Annotated in this window: 20 protein-coding genes; 10 read left to right on the forward strand and 10 right to left on the reverse strand. The window is 63.8% G+C overall.

Features of this window, described 5'->3' with window-relative positions:
- Positions 1-44: 44 nt before the first annotated feature.
- The 9 genes from gspF to ACW4DH_RS14275 are packed head-to-tail and all read left to right on the forward strand — an operon-like array spanning position 45 to position 6,734.
- On the forward strand, positions 45-1,250 hold the full coding sequence (gspF, locus tag ACW4DH_RS14235) for a type II secretion system inner membrane protein GspF (protein ID WP_459637056.1): 1,206 nt from the start codon (positions 45-47) through the stop codon (positions 1,248-1,250).
- Positions 1,251-1,267: 17 nt separating this feature from the next.
- Entirely contained in the window at positions 1,268-1,717 is a 450-nt protein-coding gene (gene gspG / locus ACW4DH_RS14240) for a type II secretion system major pseudopilin GspG (protein WP_459637057.1), read from the forward strand.
- Positions 1,714-2,214 (forward strand): GspH/FimT family pseudopilin, encoded by a 501-nt coding sequence (locus ACW4DH_RS14245; RefSeq protein WP_459637058.1) that lies wholly within the window; start codon positions 1,714-1,716, stop codon positions 2,212-2,214. The genes gspG and ACW4DH_RS14245 overlap by 4 nt, the downstream gene beginning before the upstream one ends.
- Positions 2,211-2,591: a type II secretion system protein gene (locus ACW4DH_RS14250; RefSeq protein ID WP_459637059.1), complete on the forward strand. Its 381-nt coding sequence runs from the start codon at positions 2,211-2,213 to the stop codon at positions 2,589-2,591. Before ACW4DH_RS14245 ends, ACW4DH_RS14250 begins: the two co-directional genes overlap by 4 nt.
- 16 nt (positions 2,592-2,607) lie before the next feature.
- On the forward strand, positions 2,608-3,213 hold the full coding sequence (locus tag ACW4DH_RS14255; protein WP_459637060.1) for a PulJ/GspJ family protein: 606 nt from the start codon (positions 2,608-2,610) through the stop codon (positions 3,211-3,213).
- On the forward strand, positions 3,213-4,235 hold the full coding sequence (gene gspK / locus ACW4DH_RS14260; protein WP_459637061.1) for a type II secretion system minor pseudopilin GspK: 1,023 nt from the start codon (positions 3,213-3,215) through the stop codon (positions 4,233-4,235). The genes ACW4DH_RS14255 and gspK overlap by 1 nt, the downstream gene beginning before the upstream one ends.
- Complete coding sequence (locus ACW4DH_RS14265) at positions 4,232-5,515, forward strand: hypothetical protein (RefSeq protein ID WP_459637062.1); 1,284 nt, start codon at positions 4,232-4,234, stop codon at positions 5,513-5,515. The genes gspK and ACW4DH_RS14265 overlap by 4 nt, the downstream gene beginning before the upstream one ends.
- Positions 5,512-6,003 (forward strand): hypothetical protein, encoded by a 492-nt coding sequence (locus ACW4DH_RS14270; protein ID WP_459637063.1) that lies wholly within the window; start codon positions 5,512-5,514, stop codon positions 6,001-6,003. Before ACW4DH_RS14265 ends, ACW4DH_RS14270 begins: the two co-directional genes overlap by 4 nt.
- Entirely contained in the window at positions 6,000-6,734 is a 735-nt protein-coding gene (locus ACW4DH_RS14275) for a hypothetical protein (RefSeq protein ID WP_459637064.1), read from the forward strand. The genes ACW4DH_RS14270 and ACW4DH_RS14275 overlap by 4 nt, the downstream gene beginning before the upstream one ends.
- A 159-nt stretch (positions 6,735-6,893) precedes the next feature.
- Here the strand turns inward: ACW4DH_RS14275 and ACW4DH_RS14280 are convergent, their stop codons facing one another.
- From ACW4DH_RS14280 to ACW4DH_RS14315, 8 genes are all read right to left on the reverse strand, one after another.
- Positions 6,894-7,961, reverse strand: a complete 1,068-nt coding sequence (locus ACW4DH_RS14280) for a 3-deoxy-7-phosphoheptulonate synthase (protein WP_459637065.1) — start codon at positions 7,959-7,961, stop codon at positions 6,894-6,896.
- A gap of 329 nt (positions 7,962-8,290) precedes the next feature.
- Positions 8,291-8,422 (reverse strand): hypothetical protein, encoded by a 132-nt coding sequence (locus ACW4DH_RS14285; RefSeq protein ID WP_459637066.1) that lies wholly within the window; start codon positions 8,420-8,422, stop codon positions 8,291-8,293.
- 146 nt (positions 8,423-8,568) lie between these two features.
- Positions 8,569-8,694, reverse strand: a complete 126-nt coding sequence (locus tag ACW4DH_RS14290; RefSeq protein WP_459637067.1) for a hypothetical protein — start codon at positions 8,692-8,694, stop codon at positions 8,569-8,571.
- Positions 8,695-8,778: 84 nt separating this feature from the next.
- The gene (gene folM / locus ACW4DH_RS14295) at positions 8,779-9,486 is read right to left on the reverse strand and encodes a dihydromonapterin reductase (protein ID WP_459637068.1); all 708 of its coding nucleotides are present in this window, start codon (positions 9,484-9,486) and stop codon (positions 8,779-8,781) included.
- Complete coding sequence (locus ACW4DH_RS14300; protein ID WP_459637193.1) at positions 9,483-10,298, reverse strand: NAD(P)H-flavin reductase; 816 nt, start codon at positions 10,296-10,298, stop codon at positions 9,483-9,485. The genes folM and ACW4DH_RS14300 overlap by 4 nt, the downstream gene beginning before the upstream one ends.
- A gap of 13 nt (positions 10,299-10,311) precedes the next feature.
- Positions 10,312-11,838: a 4-hydroxy-3-polyprenylbenzoate decarboxylase gene (gene ubiD / locus ACW4DH_RS14305; RefSeq protein ID WP_459637069.1), complete on the reverse strand. Its 1,527-nt coding sequence runs from the start codon at positions 11,836-11,838 to the stop codon at positions 10,312-10,314.
- 238 nt (positions 11,839-12,076) lie between these two features.
- Positions 12,077-13,336 carry a transcription termination factor Rho gene (gene rho / locus ACW4DH_RS14310; RefSeq protein WP_459637070.1) on the reverse strand — a complete coding sequence of 420 codons (1,260 nt, stop codon included), beginning with the start codon at positions 13,334-13,336 and terminating at the stop codon, positions 12,077-12,079.
- 393 nt (positions 13,337-13,729) lie between these two features.
- Entirely contained in the window at positions 13,730-14,056 is a 327-nt protein-coding gene (locus ACW4DH_RS14315) for a thioredoxin family protein (protein ID WP_459637071.1), read from the reverse strand.
- A gap of 132 nt (positions 14,057-14,188) precedes the next feature.
- Here ACW4DH_RS14315 and ppx point away from each other — a divergent pair, with 132 nt between their 5' ends.
- On the forward strand, positions 14,189-15,697 hold the full coding sequence (gene ppx, locus ACW4DH_RS14320; protein WP_459637072.1) for an exopolyphosphatase: 1,509 nt from the start codon (positions 14,189-14,191) through the stop codon (positions 15,695-15,697).
- Between the two features lie 95 nt (positions 15,698-15,792).
- On the opposite strand, the gene tilS is transcribed toward ppx, so the two are convergent.
- Positions 15,793-17,067 carry a tRNA lysidine(34) synthetase TilS gene (gene tilS, locus ACW4DH_RS14325; RefSeq protein ID WP_459637073.1) on the reverse strand — a complete coding sequence of 425 codons (1,275 nt, stop codon included), beginning with the start codon at positions 17,065-17,067 and terminating at the stop codon, positions 15,793-15,795.
- Between the two features lie 156 nt (positions 17,068-17,223).
- On the reverse strand, positions 17,224-18,177 hold the full coding sequence (locus ACW4DH_RS14330) for an acetyl-CoA carboxylase carboxyltransferase subunit alpha (RefSeq protein WP_459637074.1): 954 nt from the start codon (positions 18,175-18,177) through the stop codon (positions 17,224-17,226).
- Positions 18,178-18,193 lie beyond the last annotated feature (16 nt).

Raw genomic sequence — 18,193 nt, forward strand, 5'->3', positions numbered from 1 at the left:
TTTGGCACGCTGAGGCGTGACAACGAAACCAACTCGGGAAACCCATGCCGACCTATCGCTATCTTGCGCTGACCGCCGAGGGCGCTCGCCGACGAGACGTCCTGCAGGCCGATAGCGAGCGCCAGGCGCGTCAATTGCTGCGCGACCGGGGATTGTTCCCGCGCCAGCTGGTCCCGGTCCGCGACAAGGCCAGGAACGCCTCCCGTCGTGGCCGGGTGGACAACGAAACGTTGGCCCTGCTGACGCGCCAGTTGGCAACCTTGGTCGATGCCGGCATCCCGATCGGCGACGCCCTCGATGCGCTGTCGCGGCAGGCCCAGAAGGAGCGGCCCCGAGCCCTGCTGCTGGATATCGTGGCCCGGGTGCGCGAGGGCTACAGCCTGGCGGACAGCCTGGGCACGCACCCGGCCACCTTCGACACGCTCTACCGCTCGCTGGTCGCCGCCGGCGAGCGGGCCGGGCGTCTCGCCCAGGTGCTGGAGCGCCTGGCCGACCACCTGGAGCGGGTCCAGCAGCAGCGCCAGAAGGCACGCACGGCGCTGGTCTATCCGCTGGTGCTGGTGGCTGTGTCGGTCGCCGTCGTCGTAGGCCTGATGACCTACGTGGTGCCCCGCTTGGCAGAACAGTTCGAGCGCTCCGATATGGCGTTGCCCTGGCTGACGCGGGCGTTGATCGCCTTCTCCGAATTCCTTCAGCTTGCGGGGCCGGGACTGCTTGTTGCCGGCGTGCTCGGGGTCGTGATTCTGCAGCGGCTATTGCGGCGGCGCGCCGTGCGCCAGCGCTGGCACGCCTGGCTGCTGCGCCTGCCCCGCCTGGGCGAGTTGATCGTGCTGTTGGATACCGCCCGCCTGACACGCACGCTGGCCATCCTCACCCATAGCGGCATCCCCCTGCTCGATGCCCTCAAGGTCAGCCGCGACACGCTCGGTAACCTGGTGATGCGCAACGCCGTCGACCTGCTGAGCGAGCGCGTTTCCGCCGGGGTCAGCCTCAATCGCGCCATGACCGAAAGCGGCCGCTTCCCGCCGACCATGCTGCACATGATCGCCAGCGGCGAGTCCAGCGGCACGCTCGACCGCATGCTGGAACGCGTGGCCGACACCCAGGAGACCACGTTCAACCGTCGCGTCGACATGGCCCTGGCCCTGTTCGAACCGGTGATGATCCTGACCATGGGTGGCGTCGTGCTGACCATCGTCCTGGCCATTCTGCTCCCGATCATGCGCCTCAATGGCGCCATGCAATATTGAACTGCCGAGGAAAGCCCATGACACGCTCCCGCCCTTCCTGCTCCTCCCGTCGCCAACGCGGCTTCACCCTGCTGGAGATCATGGTGGTGATCTTCATCATCGGGCTGCTGGTCGCCATCGTCGCGCCCAATGTGCTCAGCAATCAGGACGACGCCATGCAGCAGAAGGCGCGCGCCGACCTGTCGACTCTGGAGCAGGCCTTGGACATGTACCGCATGGACAACTATCGCTACCCCTCCACTCGCCAGGGCCTGCTGGCGCTGGTCGAGGCGCCGAGCCAGGAGCCGCTACCCAAGAACTATCGCGAAGAGGGGTACATTCGCCGTCTGCCCAGCGACCCGTGGGGCAACGAGTACCAGTACCGCAGTCCGGGCGAGAACGGCAGCGTGGATATCTTCAGTCTGGGCGCCGACGGTGCCCCCGGCGGCGAAGGTCCCGATGCCGACATCGGCAACTGGATGCTATGACCCGCAAGCATGTCCGCGGCTTCACGCTGCTCGAGCTGCTGGTCGTCGTCGTCATCGTCTCGCTGGCGACGACGCTCAGCGTCGCCTGGCTGGGCGGCGATGACCATCGACGTCTGGACGCCGCCACCGAGCGGTTGCGCAGCGACCTGACCCTGGCGCGTGACGTGGCCTTTCTCGACCAGCGGATCATCGGCTGGCAGGCGGATGCCCGAGGCTATCAGTTCGTCACCTGGCGCTACGTGCCGGATACCGGCGAATGGCGCTGGGTGCCGCTGGAAAGCCAGCGTCTGTCACCGCAGACCTGGCCGACATCCCTTTCGATAGACAGCGTCTCCGCCGGCGCACCGTCGACAGCCGATGCCGACATGCCCCGTTTGGTGTGGTGGCCCAATGGCGAAGTGATCGGCGGGCGACTGATCATCGGCCATGACGGCACGCAGCGTGCCCTGGAGGTCGACGCGCTGGGCATCTATCGGGTCAAGGCGGCGAGCCTGTGACGCGCATCATAGGCAAGCGCCCGGACAGCGGCTTTACGCTGCTCGAGGTCATGGTCGCGCTATTCATCCTGGCCATCATCGCCGTCGCGGTCAGTCAGGGCGTGCACCAGCGCACCCGTGCCAGCCTTGCCGAAGCGCAGCGCGTACCGCTGATCCTGTGTGCCCGCGCGCTGGGCGCCGAGTTCACGCTGACCCGCTATTGGCCCAGCACCGGTCGCCACGAGGGGGCATTCGATCAGGCCGGTCAGCCCTGCTTCTGGCGTTTGGATGTCGAATCGACCCAGGTGCGCAACATGCGGCGTGGCACGCTGAGTCTGTTCGACGAGGCCGCTCGCGAACACGCCGACCTGAGTTTCACCCTGTTCTTTTCGCCATGACTCGGCTCTTCTTTCCATGACCCGTTACCGCCGCCCTTCGCAACGGGGCTTTACCCTGCTCGAGGTGATCATTGCCATTGCCCTGACCGCGCTGATCGGCGTCACCGTTGCCGCCCTGGTCAACGCCATGGTAACGACACGCGAGCGCCTCAGTGCGCCACCGGCCCTACGCCAGGATGCACGCCTCGCCCAGCTTCTCGAGCGGCGCCTGGAGGCGCTGGTCGTGCGTCCCGTACATGTTCAGGGGCAGCCGCTGCTCAACGCACCGCTCGACTACCTGCCCGACGCTCAGACGCTCGAATGGGTGGCCCAAGGGGACTGGCCGCTGCCCATCGGCGACCACTACACCCGCCTGCGCCGCCAGCGGCTGGTGTGGGACAGCGACGATCATCGCTTGTGGCTGGGCTCGACGGGCCTGCTCGACGACGCCGGCACGCCGCAATGGCAGACCTCGGCCCGCCTCGATGACGTCGAGCGGGTGCAGTTCGAGTTTTATGACGGTACCCGCTGGACGGCGGCCCCTCCCGACACGACTCTGCCGACGGGCATCCGCCTGCAGTGGTGGCGAAATGGTGCTCGCTTCCAGATGAGCGCGTTGTTGCCGTACTGGGAGGCCCCGTGATGTCGCGACAGCGTGGTGTCGCCCTGCTCATGGTACTGCTGTGTCTGGCGCTGGTGGGGATGGTCCTGGCCTCGCTGGCCGAGGATGGCCGCAACGACATTCATCGCCTGGGCTTGCTGCAGGCAGAGACTCAGGCTCGCTTCCACATCCAGGGGGCCGAGATCATCGCCCGGCGCGCGCTCACCGATGCCGCCGTGCGCCAGGCCAGCCTGTGGTGGCAAAGTCTGGCCGGCAAGCCACTGGACTACCCCACCGACGAAGGCCGTATCCGCCTGGTGGTGCGCGATATGCGCACCTGCTTCAATCTCAACGCCCTGGCTGGTAGCGACGCAGCGCTGGCCAGCGAGCAACTGGCCCGACTACTCGCGGATCGCTCGCCCTCGGCTCTCGGCGGCCTGACGCCGACAGCTTTCGTGGCCCGGCTCGCGGACTGGATCGATGCCGACACCCAGCCGCGCGAGAATAGTCTGGATGGCGTCGATTACGCGCGTGGCTCGCCGCCGCGGGTCAGTGCCGACACGCTGTTGGTGGATCTCAGCGAAATCAACTGGCTGGAACCGCTCGACACCGCTCGCTTTCAGACCCTGAACGATCTCTGCGTGCTGCCCGACACGGGTGCCTGGCGCCTCAATCTCAACAGCGTGCAATTGGCGCAGCTGCCTTTGCTCGAGGCGCTGTTCGAAGGACAGGTGGCGCGCGGCGATCTGATCCGTCTGATCAACGCCCGCCCCGCTATCGGCTATTCGGGAATCGACGCCGTGCGTGCGCAACTAGGCGGCGACAGTGAGTGGCTCGACCGCTACGGCGAGCGTCTGACGCTGACTCCCGATTACCTCGAGCTTCGTGTGACCGTCGAGGTCGGCGGCTACCGCTTTCATGCCCGACGCCTGCTCAAGGCGGAAGGCGTCAGTAGCTGGTCGCCCTACGCGCCGGCATCGCGTGTGCGCATCCTTTCCCGTAGCGACGACCTGAGTGCCTGGATGATGTCGCCCACCTCCTTACCCCAAGGTTCTGTCCCATGAATGCCTTGCTTCGTCCGTTGCCTCTCGGCCGGCTATGGCTGCCGTCCACTCGGCGCGGTGCCGCCGGCTCGTCTCGTTCTAGACTGCTGTTGCTCTGCGAATCGCCCGAGCCTCCCTCGACGGAAGCCGAGCCTGTCGCTGTCCACTGGATCGCGACCGGACTGCCTGGCCATGACGAGACCGGGCGGATCGACGACAGCGATGCCGCAGCGCTCGCTCGACTGGCGCAGCTAAGCCAGCAAAACGACAGCGTGCTGCTGCTTAGTCCCACCGCCATCAGTCATTTCCATCGGGCGGCGCCCAAGGGACTGCGTCAGCGCGAATGGCCGCTGCTTATCGAGGACCAGCTATGCACTGAGGGCGAGTTGCTGGAATTGGCGGCACTGCAACAGGGGCGCGATCACCTCGAACTGCTCGTGACCGGCCGCGAGCGACTCCTGGCATGGCAACGCTGGCTGGCGGCGCGCGGTATCCGCACGACGCACTGGGCCTCGGTCTTCATGGCGCAGCCGTCACCGGCATCGCCCGATGACGCCAGCGTGGTCGCCGACACGCACCACCTGATGATCAAGACCCTAGCGGCGCCGCCGGGCCCCCACTCACCTTCCGCGGAACAGTGGCTGGCCTGGCCCCGCGAGTGGCAAGAACGTCTGCCCGCGGCAATATGCGAGAAAGCCTGGCACTGGCCGTGGCATGGCATTGCCGATACGGCGTCTGGCACGGATTCTGCCGAACTTTTACAGCGCTACGCTCGGCATTTGCCGGTAACGCTACCATCCATGCCAGGCATCAAGCCGGCGCCCCGCTCTCTGCGACGCGCTCGTCTGCCTTTTTCTCGCAATACACGCCGCCTGGCCGCGGCTATCGCGGGTTTGGCGCTGCTGCATCTCGGTGCCGTCGGCTGGCAGGGCTATCTCGATCAGCGCGCCCTGGCCGGCGATACGCAGGCCCGTCTCGCAAGTCTGTTCCCCGAGGATGCCGCCTCTCTGCAACGCGTCCAGGACCGCCACGCCGCCCTTCAATCCCTTCAGCAACGCAATCAGTGGCTGACGACGACACTTGAGCGCATCGACCGGCAGACCCGCCCGCTGCCATTGGCGCTGACCCAGTTGAGTGTCAGCGGCACGCAGTTGGTCATGCGCTGGCACCTCGACGAGGACGCTACCCGCGACGGTTCCGAACTCGCCGAGCGTCTCGCCGGCCTGGGCAAGGCCGAGTGGCAACCCGAGACGCAGCGCCTGTCGCTGCATATGGCAATGAATGCGGAGATAACCCCATGATGCTCGCCAAGCCGCTATTCACGAATGCACGTCAGGCCTGGCAGCGCCGTCCTGCGGCAGAGCGACTGCGTCTGAGTCTCGGTGCCGGCATCAGCCTGATCCTGGCCGGCTATCTGCTGATTCAGCAGGTCGACTTCACCGGAATGACAGGTACTGGATCGGGTGATGCGCCTTCCCTGCGCGACGCACGCCTGCTCACCGCCCTGCCTCCCGTCACGCCGATGAGCGCCGATACCTGGCGCCAGGGAGCGCTGCTTCACTCCCTGGTCCTGGATCGTCTGGAGGCGAGCGACGATGGCTGGCGACTGGCAGGCCGCGCCGACAGCCTCGAAGCGTTTGAACGCTTCAGCGCCTGGGCCGCCCAGCAGGGCTGGTGGGCGCTCGACTGGTCGCTTTCGCGAGACGACGAGGCCGGCCTGGCTATCAAGGCCCGCTTCGTTGCCCAGCTCGAACGCGAACCGGCCATACCCGAGGAGGCGACGCCATGACACGCTGGGTATTACGTGGCCTCGCGGCAGTGTCCGTCGCGCTGGTCTTTCTCGTCACACTGACGCTCTACTGGCCACTGCCGGTACTGGCAAACTGGGTGAAGGACGACCTGGGAAGCGGGGTCGGCTGGCAGGGTGTCGAAGGGCGCCTATTGGATGGCCGCATCGAGATGCTCTCATTCTCCCCGCAAGGCGCCTTTCCCCTCGCGCTAGGCCCGGTGGCTTGGCAGATGACGTGGCCGGGACGCCTCAACCTCACGCTGGGCGAGACAGCGCAGCCCTGGACGCTGACAGCGGCGCTCGACGGCCTGGCCATCGATTGGCAGCTGGAGGGGGGATCGCTGCGCACAATCGACACGTCGCAACTGCCGCTCACTCCGACCGGCGACTGGCTGGGCAGGCTCGCGGTGACCACTCATGGCCAACGGTGTGTCACTACGCAGGGCGGCCTGACCAGCGATGACCTGATACTGCTGACACCGGACCCCGTCGCGTTGGGGCAGGCACGCCTGACCCTGGACTGTCGCGATGACGGGGACTATCACTGGCAGTTGACCATGCGCGATCCCCCAGGATTCGAGCTGACCAGCACGCTCGACATGGCCGCCAGCGGGGGCGCCCACGGTGAGCTCAATGGCCGTCTTGCCCAGAATCATCCGCTAGCGACCTGGCGGCGCCTGCTGGAACCGAACGCCACCGACGACACGCTTCACCGTAAGTTCGGCTGGTAGTGGCTCAAGGGACTTGCCGAGGCGTATCCAATGCCTTGAGACCGACATCGTCGACCTCTCCAGGAAGCCAGCATTCCTCGCGGGCCTGATGTAACCGCGCTAACAAGGATATAAAGAGTCCGCCACGGACAGCCAGCGTCGTCTTCCATACCTCGGCACTCATGCGCTGCCGCTCACACGTAGCTGCCCGGCCGCCTCCTCCAGCAGATGCTCGGTCATTTCCCAGCCCAGACAAGCGTCGGTGACGGAAACACCATAGCGATTGGCCTCGAGCGTCTGACGCCCCTCGAAGAGATGGCTTTCGATCATTACTCCCATCAGGGCGCGTTCCCCGGCCAGTCGCTGCTTCAGTACATCGAGCAACACGCCCGGCTGGCGGCGATGATCCTTGCGCGAATTGGCGTGACTGCAGTCGACCATGATACGCGGGGCGATACCGGCCGCTTCGAGCGCACGGCGACAGGCCTGTACCGAATCCCGGTCGTAGTTGGGCTGGCCATGGCCGCCACGCAATACGACATGCGTATGGGGGTTGCCCTGGGTTTCGATCATCCGGGGACGTCCGTCACTGGCCATGCCGAAGTGGCGATGGGGATGCGCCGCCGCATGCATCGCCTCGATGGCCACGTCGAAGCTGCCGTCGGTGCCGTTCTTGAATCCTACTGCCGCCTCGAGACCGCTAGCCAGCTCGCGATGGACCTGCGACTCCGTGGTGCGCGCGCCGATAGCCGCCCAGGCCAGCAGATCCTCGAAATACGCGGCGATTCCGGGATGCAGCAGCTCGCTGGACACCGGCAGCCCCAGCTGAACGATATCGCGCATCAATGAACGCGACAGGGCCAGCCCCGCCGCCATGTCGTGGCTGCCGTCGAGATGGGGGTCGTAGGCCAGCCCCTTCCAGCCGACCGTGGTACGCGGCTTCTCCACATAGGTGCGCATCACCAGCAACAGTCGGTCGTCGACGCGCGGCGAGAGGGCCGCTAGACGCTCGGCATACTCCAGTGCCGCTTGCGGATCATGAATCGAGCAAGGCCCCACCACGACCAGCAGCCGGTCATCGCGTCCCTCGAGAATGGCGCGCACGCCGTTGCGCTGGGTTTGGACCCGCTGACGTAGTTCGCTGTCCAGCGGCAGGGTTTGCTTGAGCTCTTCCAGAGTGGGCAGCTCGCTGGATGGCCGCAAGGGGATATGGGAGGCGGTCCGGGTCAGGCTCAATGGGGCATTCATGGCAATTCTCTTTGTCGTGCTTCGGCCGTCAGGATCGGGCCGAGACTCTTCGGTTTGGGCGTATGCCACCCGACAAGCCCCGACCGGAGGTGGCGAACTGGACCGGCCGGGAGACGCTAAATCGCCAGGGACGATAGCCATAACCGCGGGTCGGGTTACGCTGCGCTTCGATCGCTCGGTTCCAGTAGGCCATGCTGATACTCCTTTTCGATTCTCGGTGCCCCGGCGCCGACCGGATTTGCACGCAAAATAAAACCCCCGGTCGGGTTGCCGACCGGGGGTTTCGAAAGTCTCGGAGGCAACCCTGGTTCAGGGCGCGCCTCGCGAGTTCAGGACCGCATCGCTGGCGCGCTGGCGCTAAACCAATACCAATAGCCAAAACCACGCCGTACAGCGTCGCGGATGCCTGCCCGAAAGGCGGCGTCGACGAGAATCTGTACGTATACGTGTGTCTGGCTCATGAATTGTCTCCTGAAGTGACTTTATCCTACACGGCTTCCGATATTTGGCAACCCCGACATGCCTCGCCCCGGTATGCCAAACACCTCAACCGCTACGCCCCGTATCCTCCAGGCAAGCCCGCTCATGGCTAGCCGCCAGACGGTGCTCAGGAAAAATACTCCACCCACACGATAGTGGCTGGCAGGCAGGACATACTGACCAGCACTACGATCCCCAGCACTACAGACAGTAGGCCGCTTTCGTCTTTGAAATTCGGATCGTACTCGGACATGGCGTCCTCCAATGATGGTGTCGTTCGGGGAATGTGGCTTCCGCGCTATTTTAGCGCGCTTCCCCGTGCCCTGCAGCCTCATGTTCAGCGCAGATGACGCCCCCCATCCACCGGTAGAATCACCCCGGTGACATAGCTGTTGTCGAGCAGATAGCGCAGGCTCTGATAGATCACACCAGGCCCTGGAATCGTGCCGAGCGCCGATTTGGCCCGGGCCCTTTCATCGGCAGGATCATCGTCGCCGAGCATGATCAATGCCGGAGCGATGGCATTGACTTGGATCGAGGGGGCGTACAGGGCGGCGAATGACAGCGTCAGATTGTCGAGCCCGGCCTTGGTCGCGGCATAGGCGACATGCTTGCGCGAGCCCTTGCGGGCCACGAAATCGGTCATGTGCACAATGTCACGCTGCGGCTCCTGGCAGGCATCGAGCAGCTCACGGCAATGCAGGTTGATCAGATAGGGTGCCTGCATATGAATGCGAAACAGCCGCTCGAAGTTGGCACCGGCCTCCAGCGTGTCGGTCTCCGGCGCCCACTCGCTGGCGTTATGCACAATGGCGCGCAGCGAAGAGGTTTCGGCCTTGAGCCGCACAATGAAATCCTCGATCCCCTGCTCAGTGGAGAAGTCCGCCTGCAACGTCACCACCCCCCGAGCCCGCAGCGCGGCCAACTCGTCACGCTCGCGTCGATAGCTGATGATCACCGGATGCCCATCGTCGCGCAATCGTTCGGCACAGTGACGTCCCAGCCGCTGGGCGCCGCCAGTAATCAGGATCGGCGACTGACTCATGGCTTGCGTTCCTCCTCTTCGCCCGGCGACAGCGGCGCCTGTTCGGGATCGCCGTCGGGAAGCGGCAGGAACGGCACACGCGGCGCGTAGGCGAAGACATCCGAGAAGACCCGCGTCTCGTCCAGCCCCAGCGGAGCCAGCGTATCGACGCAGGCATAGACCATTCCCGGCGATCCGGAAATATACACATCGTGATCGGACACGTCGCTATGCTGCAATTGGCGAGCCAAGGCCTCATCGACACGGCCATAGTGCACGTCGACACCGGGCGAGGCTTCGATCTCCTCCTGCGGCGCTTCGATCACCAGATGCAGGTGAAACTGCGCATAGCGCGCCGCCCATTCCCGGGCCAGCGTTTCCAGGTAGAGATCGCGACGCTCGCGCGCCGCCCACCATAACGCGATGGGGCGCTCTTTGGCGCCGGTCAGCGCAGTCTCGAGCATCGCCTTCATCTGGGCGAACCCAGTGCCGGCGGCAATCAACAGCAACGGCCGTGAGCTGGCGGGGTCCAGCACACATTCACCGCCAGGCATGCGCACGGTAATGGTCGCCGCCCGGTGTAGCATCTGACGCAGGCGTAACGAGTTGGCGCGCTCCGGCCAGTGCTGAATATGCAGTTCGATCACCCCATCGCCGCCATGCGCGTTGGCGATCGAGAACGGCACCCAGGTATCCTCGTCCAACTTGAGTTCCAGATACTGTCCCGGCGCATGGGCGATCGCCTCGGTGCGCCCCTCCAGGCACACCCGGAAGACATCGTCCGTCAGATCTTCCACCCTTTCCACATGGCAGGTCAGAATCCGTGCCGTCATCATGTCCTCGTCATTACTCGGGGGCATTGTCATTGACTCTCACCGGGGCCTCGCCTGGCGAGGAATCGGCTGCAAGCCGAATGCCGAATTCGTCCCAGCGTTCATCGACCCGCGTCTTTACCGCCTCGCTCATGACGATCGGCGTGCCCCACTCCCGATCGGTTTCCCCCGGCCATTTGTTGGTGGCATCCAGTCCCATCTTGGAGCCGAGCCCGGCCACCGGCGAGGCGAAATCGAGATAATCGATCGGCGTATTCTCCACCATCACCGTATCACGCGCCGGATCCATGCGCGTGGTGATCGCCCAGATCACGTCTTCCCAGCGGCGCGCATCGACATCGTCATCAAGCACGATGACGAACTTGGTGTACATGAACTGGCGCAGGAAACTCCATACCCCCATCATCACCCGCTTGGCATGCCCCGGATACTGCTTCTTCATGGTCACTACCGCCATGCGGTAGGAGCAGCCTTCGGGCGGCAGATAGAAGTCGACGATCTCGGGAAACTGCTTTTGCAGGATCGGTACGAAGACTTCATTCAGCGCCAGGCCGAGGATGGCCGGCTCATCCGGCGGTCGTCCGGTGTAGGTCGAATGGTAGATGGGATTGCGGCGATGGGTGATGCGCTCGACAGTGAAGACCGGAAACGTCTCGACTTCATTGTAGTAGCCGGTATGGTCGCCGTAAGGGCCTTCCGGCGCGGTATCGTCAGGATAGAGGAAGCCTTCCAATACGATCTCCGCCGAGGCCGGCACCTCGAGATCGGCATGACCGCACTTGACCAGCTCGGTACGCGACCCCCTCAGCAACCCGGCGAAGGCGTACTCCGAGAGCGTATCCGGCACCGGCGTCACCGCACCGAGAATGGTCGCAGGATCGGCGCCCAGCGCCACCGCTACCGGGAACGGCTCGCCGGGATGTGCCTGCTGCCATTCCTGGAAATCCAGCGCCCCGCCGCGATGGCTCAGCCAGCGCATGATCAGGCGGTTTTTGCCGACCTTCTGCTGGCGATAGATGCCCAGATTCTGGCGCGACTTATGCGGCCCCTTGGTCACGACCAGCGGCCAGGTCACCAGTGGCGCAGCATCCCCCGGCCAGCAGTGCTGGATGGGAATCCGGTCGAGATCGACCGCCTCGCCTTCCAGCACCACCTCCTGGCACGGCGCACGGCGCACGGTCTTGGGCCCCATACTCATGACCTGCTTGAAGATGGGCAGTTTGTCCCAGGCATCGCGGAACCCCTTGGGCGGGTCCGGCTCCTTGAGGAAGGCCAGCAACTTGCCCACCTCGCGCAAGGCACTCACCGAGTCCTGCCCCATGCCCAGTGCCACCCGCTGGGGGGTACCGAACAGGTTGGCGAGTACCGGCATGTCATGGCCCTTGACGTTTTCGAACAGCAACGCCGGACCGCCTGCGCGCAGGGTACGGTCGCAGATCTCGGTAATCTCGAGATAGGGGTCGACCTCGGCGGTGATCCGCTGAAGTTCTCCCTGACTCTCGAGAGCGGCGATAAAGTCGCGCAGGTCCTTGTACTTCATTCGATTTCCCGCTTCCGAAACGACAAAAAGGGCAGCATAGCATGCCGCCCCTCGCGTTCACTGCCTGGATTGCTGCCCGCTTCCGAGTGACAAGAAGGCAGGTACGTTATGAGCGATACGCAGACAAGGCGAGTCCGACTGAGGCAGCGGAATGTACGAGCTTATACATGAGCATGCCGACCGGGCTGGCGTACCAGGAAGGATTCAACACCGTCTGCGTGAACGCAATAGCACCTGATCAGCGCCGCTTCATGGCTTCGAAGAACTCGATATTGGTCTTGGTATCTTTCAAGCGGTCGATCAGGAACTCGGTGGCCGCCACGTCCTCCATGGGGTTGAGCAGCTTGCGCAGTATCCACATACGCTGCATTTCGTCCTCGGAGGCGATCAGATCTTCGCGTCGAGTCCCGGAACGGCGAATGTTGATCGCCGGATAGACCCGCTTCTCGGCCAGTTTGCGGTCCAGGTGCGCCTCCATGTTGCCGGTGCCCTTGAACTCCTCGAAGATTACCTCGTCCATCTTGGAACCGGTATCGACCAGCGCGGTGGCGATGATCGTCAGGCTGCCCCCCTCCTCGATGTTACGTGCCGCACCGAAGAAACGCTTGGGCTTCTCGAGGGCATGCGCATCGACACCGCCGGTCAACACCTTGCCGGAGGACGGCACCACGGTGTTGTAGGCACGTGCCAGACGCGTGATCGAGTCAAGCAAAATGACCACATCCTTCTTGTGCTCGACCAATCGCTTGGCCTTCTCGATGACCATCTCGGCGACCTGCACGTGGCGGGCCGGCGGCTCATCGAATGTCGAGGCGACCACTTCGCCACGCACGGTGCGCGACATTTCGGTCACTTCCTCCGGGCGCTCGTCGATCAGCAGTACGATCAAATGGCACTCGGGATTGTTGCGCGCGATCGAGGTCGCGATATTCTGCAGCATCAATGTCTTACCCGCCTTGGGCGGCGAGACGATCAGGCCACGCTGGCCCTTGCCGATGGGCGCGGTGAGATCGATGATGCGCGAAGTGAGATCCTCGGTGGAGCCATTGCCCAGTTCCATGAACATGCGTTCTTGAGGGAACAGCGGGGTGAGGTTCTCGAACAGGATCTTGTGCTTGGCGTTCTCCGGCTTGTCGAGGTTGATCTGGTTGACCTTCAACAGCGCGAAGTAGCGTTCGCCCTCCTTGGGTGGGCGAATCTTGCCGGAAATGGAGTCACCCTTGCGCAGGTTGAAACGGCGAATCTGCGAGGGAGAGACATAGATATCATCAGGACCGGCAAGATAGGAGCTGTCGGCACTTCTCAGGAAGCCGAAGCCATCCTGAAGAATTTCCAGTACGCCATCGCCATAGATGTCTTCGCCGCTTTTCGCATGTTTCTTGAGAATGGCGAAGATGATGTCCTGCTTCCGCGAGCGTGCCAGGTTGTCAATACCCATTTCCTGGGCGATTTCCAGCAGTTCGGGAACGGTTTTTTGCTTGAGTTCGGTAAGATTCATCGGTTCGTTCAGAAGTTGCTCGTGTCGGCGAGGCAATGGACATTGCCGGAAAATGAGACAGGAGGCGGTGACGTTGCGCCGCGCGGTGCGTTCAGAGCCGTGATGTTCTTCCTCTCGGCGGCCATGCTCGGCCGGGAAGCACTCTTGCTGGTTAGCGAGTGACCGGAAAAGGCCGAAGACAAGGAGAGGTCTGTTCAGGTCGCCTGACGCTTTACCAAAACTTTTACCGCTACAGCGGATACCGCAGAAAGGTTTTGGCCAGAAAAAAGAACATTGGGACTGACTGACGACTTGGGGGACCGCGAGGCGGTCAGGAAGCATTCGGAACAGGCGAACATCTCGATGGTAGTCAAGCTGAAGGCCGAAAGCAAGCCCCCGAGCGATTCGTCAGGCTCAGGAGAGGTGATTGTCGAGAAACGTCTTGATCTGATCGTCCGTCAACGCCCCGACTCGGGTTGCCTCGAAATCGCCATCCATGAACAATACCAGCGTGGGAAACCCGCGAATGGCATATTTGACCGCCACTTCTTCGGCGCGTTCAATATCGAGGCGAAAAACCCGCACTTCAGGGCGTGCGGCGGCCAGCCGTTCAAGGCCCGGCTCGAGTTCCCGACAGGGCATGCACCACGCCGCCATGAACGCCACCAGCACCGGGCCCTCCGAGGCCAGCACCTCGGCATCGAAGTCTTCGCCTTCCAGTTCGTTGACCTGCGAATTCATCTTGGCTCCTTACGCTTTTCACGAAAATGGACCACGCTATCAGCGTGGCTTATTGGACGGCCTGTCGCGACGATTGACAAGCCCCCAGGCGCCCCGCAACCTTTGCAGCAACTCTGAGTGAAGGAACCACGCATGAGCGGGACCGATACAGCCGCAGCCTCACCGAGGCGCCTGGCCGCCATCGATCTGGGATCGAACAGCTTTCATCTGCTGGTGGCCAACTATCATGAAGGGCAATTGCAGGTCGTCGCCAAGCTGGGTGAGAAAGTGCAGCTGGCGGCCGGCCTGGATGAGCACAACCTGCTGACCGAGGCGGCCATGCAGCGTGCCCTCGATTGCCTGGGACAGTTCGCGCCCTTTCTCGACGGCATCGACGCCGCCGAGGTACGGGTGGTGGGCACCAATGCCCTACGCTCCGCCGGTAACAGTCAACAGTTGATCGACCGTGCCGAGGCGGTCATCGGGCATCCCATCGAGATCATTGCCGGACGCGAAGAGGCTCGCCTGATCTATCTAGGCGCCGCCCATGCCCTGGCCGACGTCCATGGCAGACGCCTGATCGTCGATATCGGCGGCGGCTCGACCGAATTCATCATCGGCGAGCGCTTCGAACCGTTGGCGCTGGAGAGCCTGGACATGGGCTGCGTCGCATTCACCCGGCGCTTCTTTGCCAACGGTGAAATCAGTGAGAAACGCTTTCGCCAAGCGGAGCTGGCCGCGCTGTCCGAGCTGGCCAACATTGCCCGGCCCTACCTCGAACTGGGCTGGCACGACCCGGTCGGCTCTAGCGGCACCATCAAGGCCGTGGCCAGCGTGCTGGAAGCCGACGGCCAGAGCAACGACGGCACGATTCGGCGTGAAGCCCTGCTATCGCTGCGCAAGCAGCTATTGAAGCACAAGCAGCTCGAAAAGGTCGCCCTGGAAGGGCTCAAGGCGGATCGCGCCAAGGTCTTTCCGGCCGGAGTGGCAATTCTGTGCGCCATCTTCGAGGCCTTCGACCTTGAATACATGCGCTACTCCGACGGTGCGCTTCGCGAAGGCGTGCTCTATGACTTGGTGGGCCGCAACACTCCCGAGGATTCGCGTCATCCGGCACTGGCCACGCTGCGCCGACGCTACGGCGTCGATACCCGCCAGGCGGAGAATGTCAGTGCCACGGCAAAACGCATGTTCGAGCAGGTCCGCGATGCCTGGTCGCTGAGCCCTGAACAGTGCCAGTTCCTGATCTGGAGCGCCGAGTTGCACGAAATCGGTCTGGCAATCTCGCATAGCCAGTTTCATCGCCACGGAGCGTATCTGCTCGAGCACTCCGACCTGCCGGGGTTTTCCCGCCCCGAACAACAGGCTCTGGCCTTCCTGGTCCGTGCACATCGGCGCAAGTTCCCTGCCAAGGAGCTCGACGCCCTGCCCACCGCCGTGCGTCCACGGTATGCGCGACTGGCCAGGCTGCTGCGGCTGGCAGTGATTCTCAACCATTCGCGTCCTGAACAGCCTCATATGGGCGGAGATCTGAGCATCGAGGGTGACAAGCTCATCCTGTTCCTGCCCGAGACGCTGCGCAATCCTCTACTGCTGAGCGAGCTCGAGCAGGAAGTCGATTATCAAAAAGCGGCGGGATTCGAGCTGGTCATTGCCGAGTAGACCATGGACCGCGGTATGTGCGCTTCTGTACGCATGTCGCTTTCCGAACAGGGGGGCTCCGCAACGGGTCTGGCATCGCCATCAGCGCCTCGCGCTTACGTGCGTGCCGGGGCGGGCATGGGCAGCATCCGCCAGCCTTCGGCCACGGCAACGCCCAATACGGCGACCAGTGTCTCGTGCTGCCAGACGAGCAGCAGCCGCTTTCGCTGCCAAGGCGGCACGTTGTGCTCCTGCAGCAGACGCTTGACGTCGCGGCTGCCCCGCCCGGCAAGCCGCAGCCGCTCTCCGCCCCGGCGTACGCCCAGAGTCAAGGCAACGGCGGTAGCATCGGCCCGGCTGATCTGCCAGCCGGGCGCTCCCAGTGGCGTAGGAATGGGCGTGCTCCCGTCCCACTCGCTACGCCAGTCGTCCGGCACTGCCGGCAACGCGGCCATCAGGTGGAGCGCACCACGCCACAACCGCGCTTCGCCGCCGGGCCAGGCCACGTGCACTTCGGCGTCAGCGCCGGCATGCAATTGCGCCAGCAACGTCTCCAGGCGTGCCGCGGGCGGCATGGCGAGCCCCAACTGCGTCAAGGCATGACGAACCAGTAAACGCTGACGCGGTAACGACAGCGTCTGCAGTGACGCGACGCCAATACAGGCCGGATCTCCGCCTGCGCCGGCCAGATCCTGTTCGGCCAGTTCGCCAAGCAGCGCATCACTCTCACCGACCAGGACCGAAGATCGTGCCAGCGACGCCGAGGCATGCGGCCAGCGCGCTTCCAGCAGCGGCATCACGCGCTGGCGCAGGTAGTTACGGTCGAGCGATTCATCACGGTTGGTGGGGTCGTCGACCCAGACGACCCCGCACGAGCGAGCCATATGGCATAGTTCGGCGCGTGAGGCCGAGAGTAGCGGCCGCACCAGTTGCCGCCCGTGCCAATTGCGCGATTCTGGCATCGCCGCCAGCCCGCGCGTCCCACTGCCGCGCAATGCCGCCAGCAGCAGCGTCTCGGCCTGGTCGTCACGGTGCTGGGCCAGCCACAGCGTCTCGCCGGCATGTACACGTCGGGCAAAGGCCGCATAACGGGCCTCACGCGCCGCCGCTTCGATGCCCTGCCCGGCCCGCGCGACCTTCACATGCTCGATGAACAGCGGCACACCGAGACGCGAGCAAAGCACACGGCAATGGTGTTCGAAGTTCTCCGCTGCGGTTTGCAGGCCGTGATTGACATGCAACGCATAGACCGCCCGCGGGTAGCGTCGTGCCGCCTGGACGGTCAAGTAAAGCAGCATCGAGGAATCCAGTCCGCCGGATAGCGCGATCCAGAGCGGACGCTCGCCAGGCGTAGCCGATAAAGCCTGGGCGATCAGCGACGGAAGAGACATGATGAACTTTCTATAGGCAGGATCCGCGATAGATGAGGGCCAACTTCGTATCGAGCGGCCCACTCAATGCGCGGCGGATGGAAAAAGCCTGGCACGGCGAACAAGGACTATCGGTGCGCTGCGAGGCCTTTTTCCATGCCGCTCTGTCTCTGTGCGTCAGAGCGGAGCACCGTAGCTCATCAGACGCTCATAGCGCCGCGCCAACAAGGCGTCGGTCTCCATACCCTTGAGCCGTTCCAGGCTTTCGCGCAGGGCATTCCTGACCCGTTCGGCGGTATCGCGGGGATGCCGATGGGCGCCACCGAGCGGTTCCTCGATCAGGGTATCGACAAATCCCAGTTCCTGCAGGCGCCCGGCGGTAATGCCCATGGCATGCGCCGCTTCGGAGGCCTTATCGGCACTCTTCCACAGGATCGAGGCGCAACCTTCGGGGGAGATCACCGAGTAGGTGGAGTACTGCAACATCTGCAGTTCGTCGCAGACCCCGATCGCCAGCGCTCCGCCGGAACCGCCTTCGCCGACGACCGTCGCCACGATCGGCGTCCTCAGGCGCGACATCACCGCCAGATTGTAGGCAATGGCCTCGCTCTGCCCACGCTCTTCGGCATCGATCCCCGGATAGGCCCCGGGCGTGTCGATGAATGTCAGCACCGGCATCCTGAAGCGTTCGGCCATCTCCATCAGGCGACAGGCCTTGCGATAGCCTTCCGGACGCGGCATGCCGAAATTGCGGCGGACCTTCTCCTTCACATCGCGCCCTTTCTGATGACCGATGATCATCACCGGTTCGTCATCGAGCCGCGCCACGCCGCCGACGATGGCCGCATCGTCGGCGAAGTGCCGATCGCCATGCAGCTCGTCGAAGTCGGTAAACACGTAATCGAGATAATCCAGCGTATAAGGGCGCTGGGGGTGTCGCGACAATTGTGACACCTGCCAGGCGGACAGATCGCGAAAGATCTGCTCGGTCAGTTTATGGCTTTTCTCCTCGAGCCTGGCGATCTCCTCGCTCAGGCTGATCTTGCTGTCGTTGCCGACCAGCCGCAGCTCTTCGATCTTGGCTTGCAGTTCGGCAACCGGCTGTTCAAAGTCCAAATAGTTGGGATTCATAGAGTTTCTGCTTATT

The sequence above is a fragment of the Halomonas sp. WWR20 genome (genome assembly GCF_054602495.1).

Excerpts from the sequence above, each read along its gene's own strand:
- gspF (WP_459637056.1), top strand. The coding sequence starts at position 45 with ATGCCGACCTATCGCTATCTTGCGCTGACCGCCGAGGGCGCTCGCCGA.
- gspG (WP_459637057.1), top strand. The coding sequence starts at position 1,268 with ATGACACGCTCCCGCCCTTCCTGCTCCTCCCGTCGCCAACGCGGCTTC.
- ACW4DH_RS14245 (WP_459637058.1), top strand. The coding sequence starts at position 1,714 with ATGACCCGCAAGCATGTCCGCGGCTTCACGCTGCTCGAGCTGCTGGTC.
- ACW4DH_RS14255 (WP_459637060.1), top strand. The coding sequence starts at position 2,608 with ATGACCCGTTACCGCCGCCCTTCGCAACGGGGCTTTACCCTGCTCGAG.
- gspK (WP_459637061.1), top strand. The coding sequence starts at position 3,213 with ATGTCGCGACAGCGTGGTGTCGCCCTGCTCATGGTACTGCTGTGTCTG.
- ACW4DH_RS14265 (WP_459637062.1), top strand. The coding sequence starts at position 4,232 with ATGAATGCCTTGCTTCGTCCGTTGCCTCTCGGCCGGCTATGGCTGCCG.
- ACW4DH_RS14270 (WP_459637063.1), top strand. The coding sequence starts at position 5,512 with ATGATGCTCGCCAAGCCGCTATTCACGAATGCACGTCAGGCCTGGCAG.
- ACW4DH_RS14275 (WP_459637064.1), top strand. The coding sequence starts at position 6,000 with ATGACACGCTGGGTATTACGTGGCCTCGCGGCAGTGTCCGTCGCGCTG.
- ACW4DH_RS14280 (WP_459637065.1), bottom strand. The coding sequence starts at position 7,961 with ATGAATGCCCCATTGAGCCTGACCCGGACCGCCTCCCATATCCCCTTG.
- ACW4DH_RS14285 (WP_459637066.1), bottom strand. The coding sequence starts at position 8,422 with ATGAGCCAGACACACGTATACGTACAGATTCTCGTCGACGCCGCCTTT.
- ACW4DH_RS14290 (WP_459637067.1), bottom strand. The coding sequence starts at position 8,694 with ATGTCCGAGTACGATCCGAATTTCAAAGACGAAAGCGGCCTACTGTCT.
- folM (WP_459637068.1), bottom strand. The coding sequence starts at position 9,486 with ATGAGTCAGTCGCCGATCCTGATTACTGGCGGCGCCCAGCGGCTGGGA.
- ACW4DH_RS14300 (WP_459637193.1), bottom strand. The coding sequence starts at position 10,298 with ATGACGGCACGGATTCTGACCTGCCATGTGGAAAGGGTGGAAGATCTG.
- ubiD (WP_459637069.1), bottom strand. The coding sequence starts at position 11,838 with ATGAAGTACAAGGACCTGCGCGACTTTATCGCCGCTCTCGAGAGTCAG.
- rho (WP_459637070.1), bottom strand. The coding sequence starts at position 13,336 with ATGAATCTTACCGAACTCAAGCAAAAAACCGTTCCCGAACTGCTGGAA.
- ACW4DH_RS14315 (WP_459637071.1), bottom strand. The coding sequence starts at position 14,056 with ATGAATTCGCAGGTCAACGAACTGGAAGGCGAAGACTTCGATGCCGAG.
- ppx (WP_459637072.1), top strand. The coding sequence starts at position 14,189 with ATGAGCGGGACCGATACAGCCGCAGCCTCACCGAGGCGCCTGGCCGCC.
- tilS (WP_459637073.1), bottom strand. The coding sequence starts at position 17,067 with ATGTCTCTTCCGTCGCTGATCGCCCAGGCTTTATCGGCTACGCCTGGC.
- ACW4DH_RS14330 (WP_459637074.1), bottom strand. The coding sequence starts at position 18,177 with ATGAATCCCAACTATTTGGACTTTGAACAGCCGGTTGCCGAACTGCAA.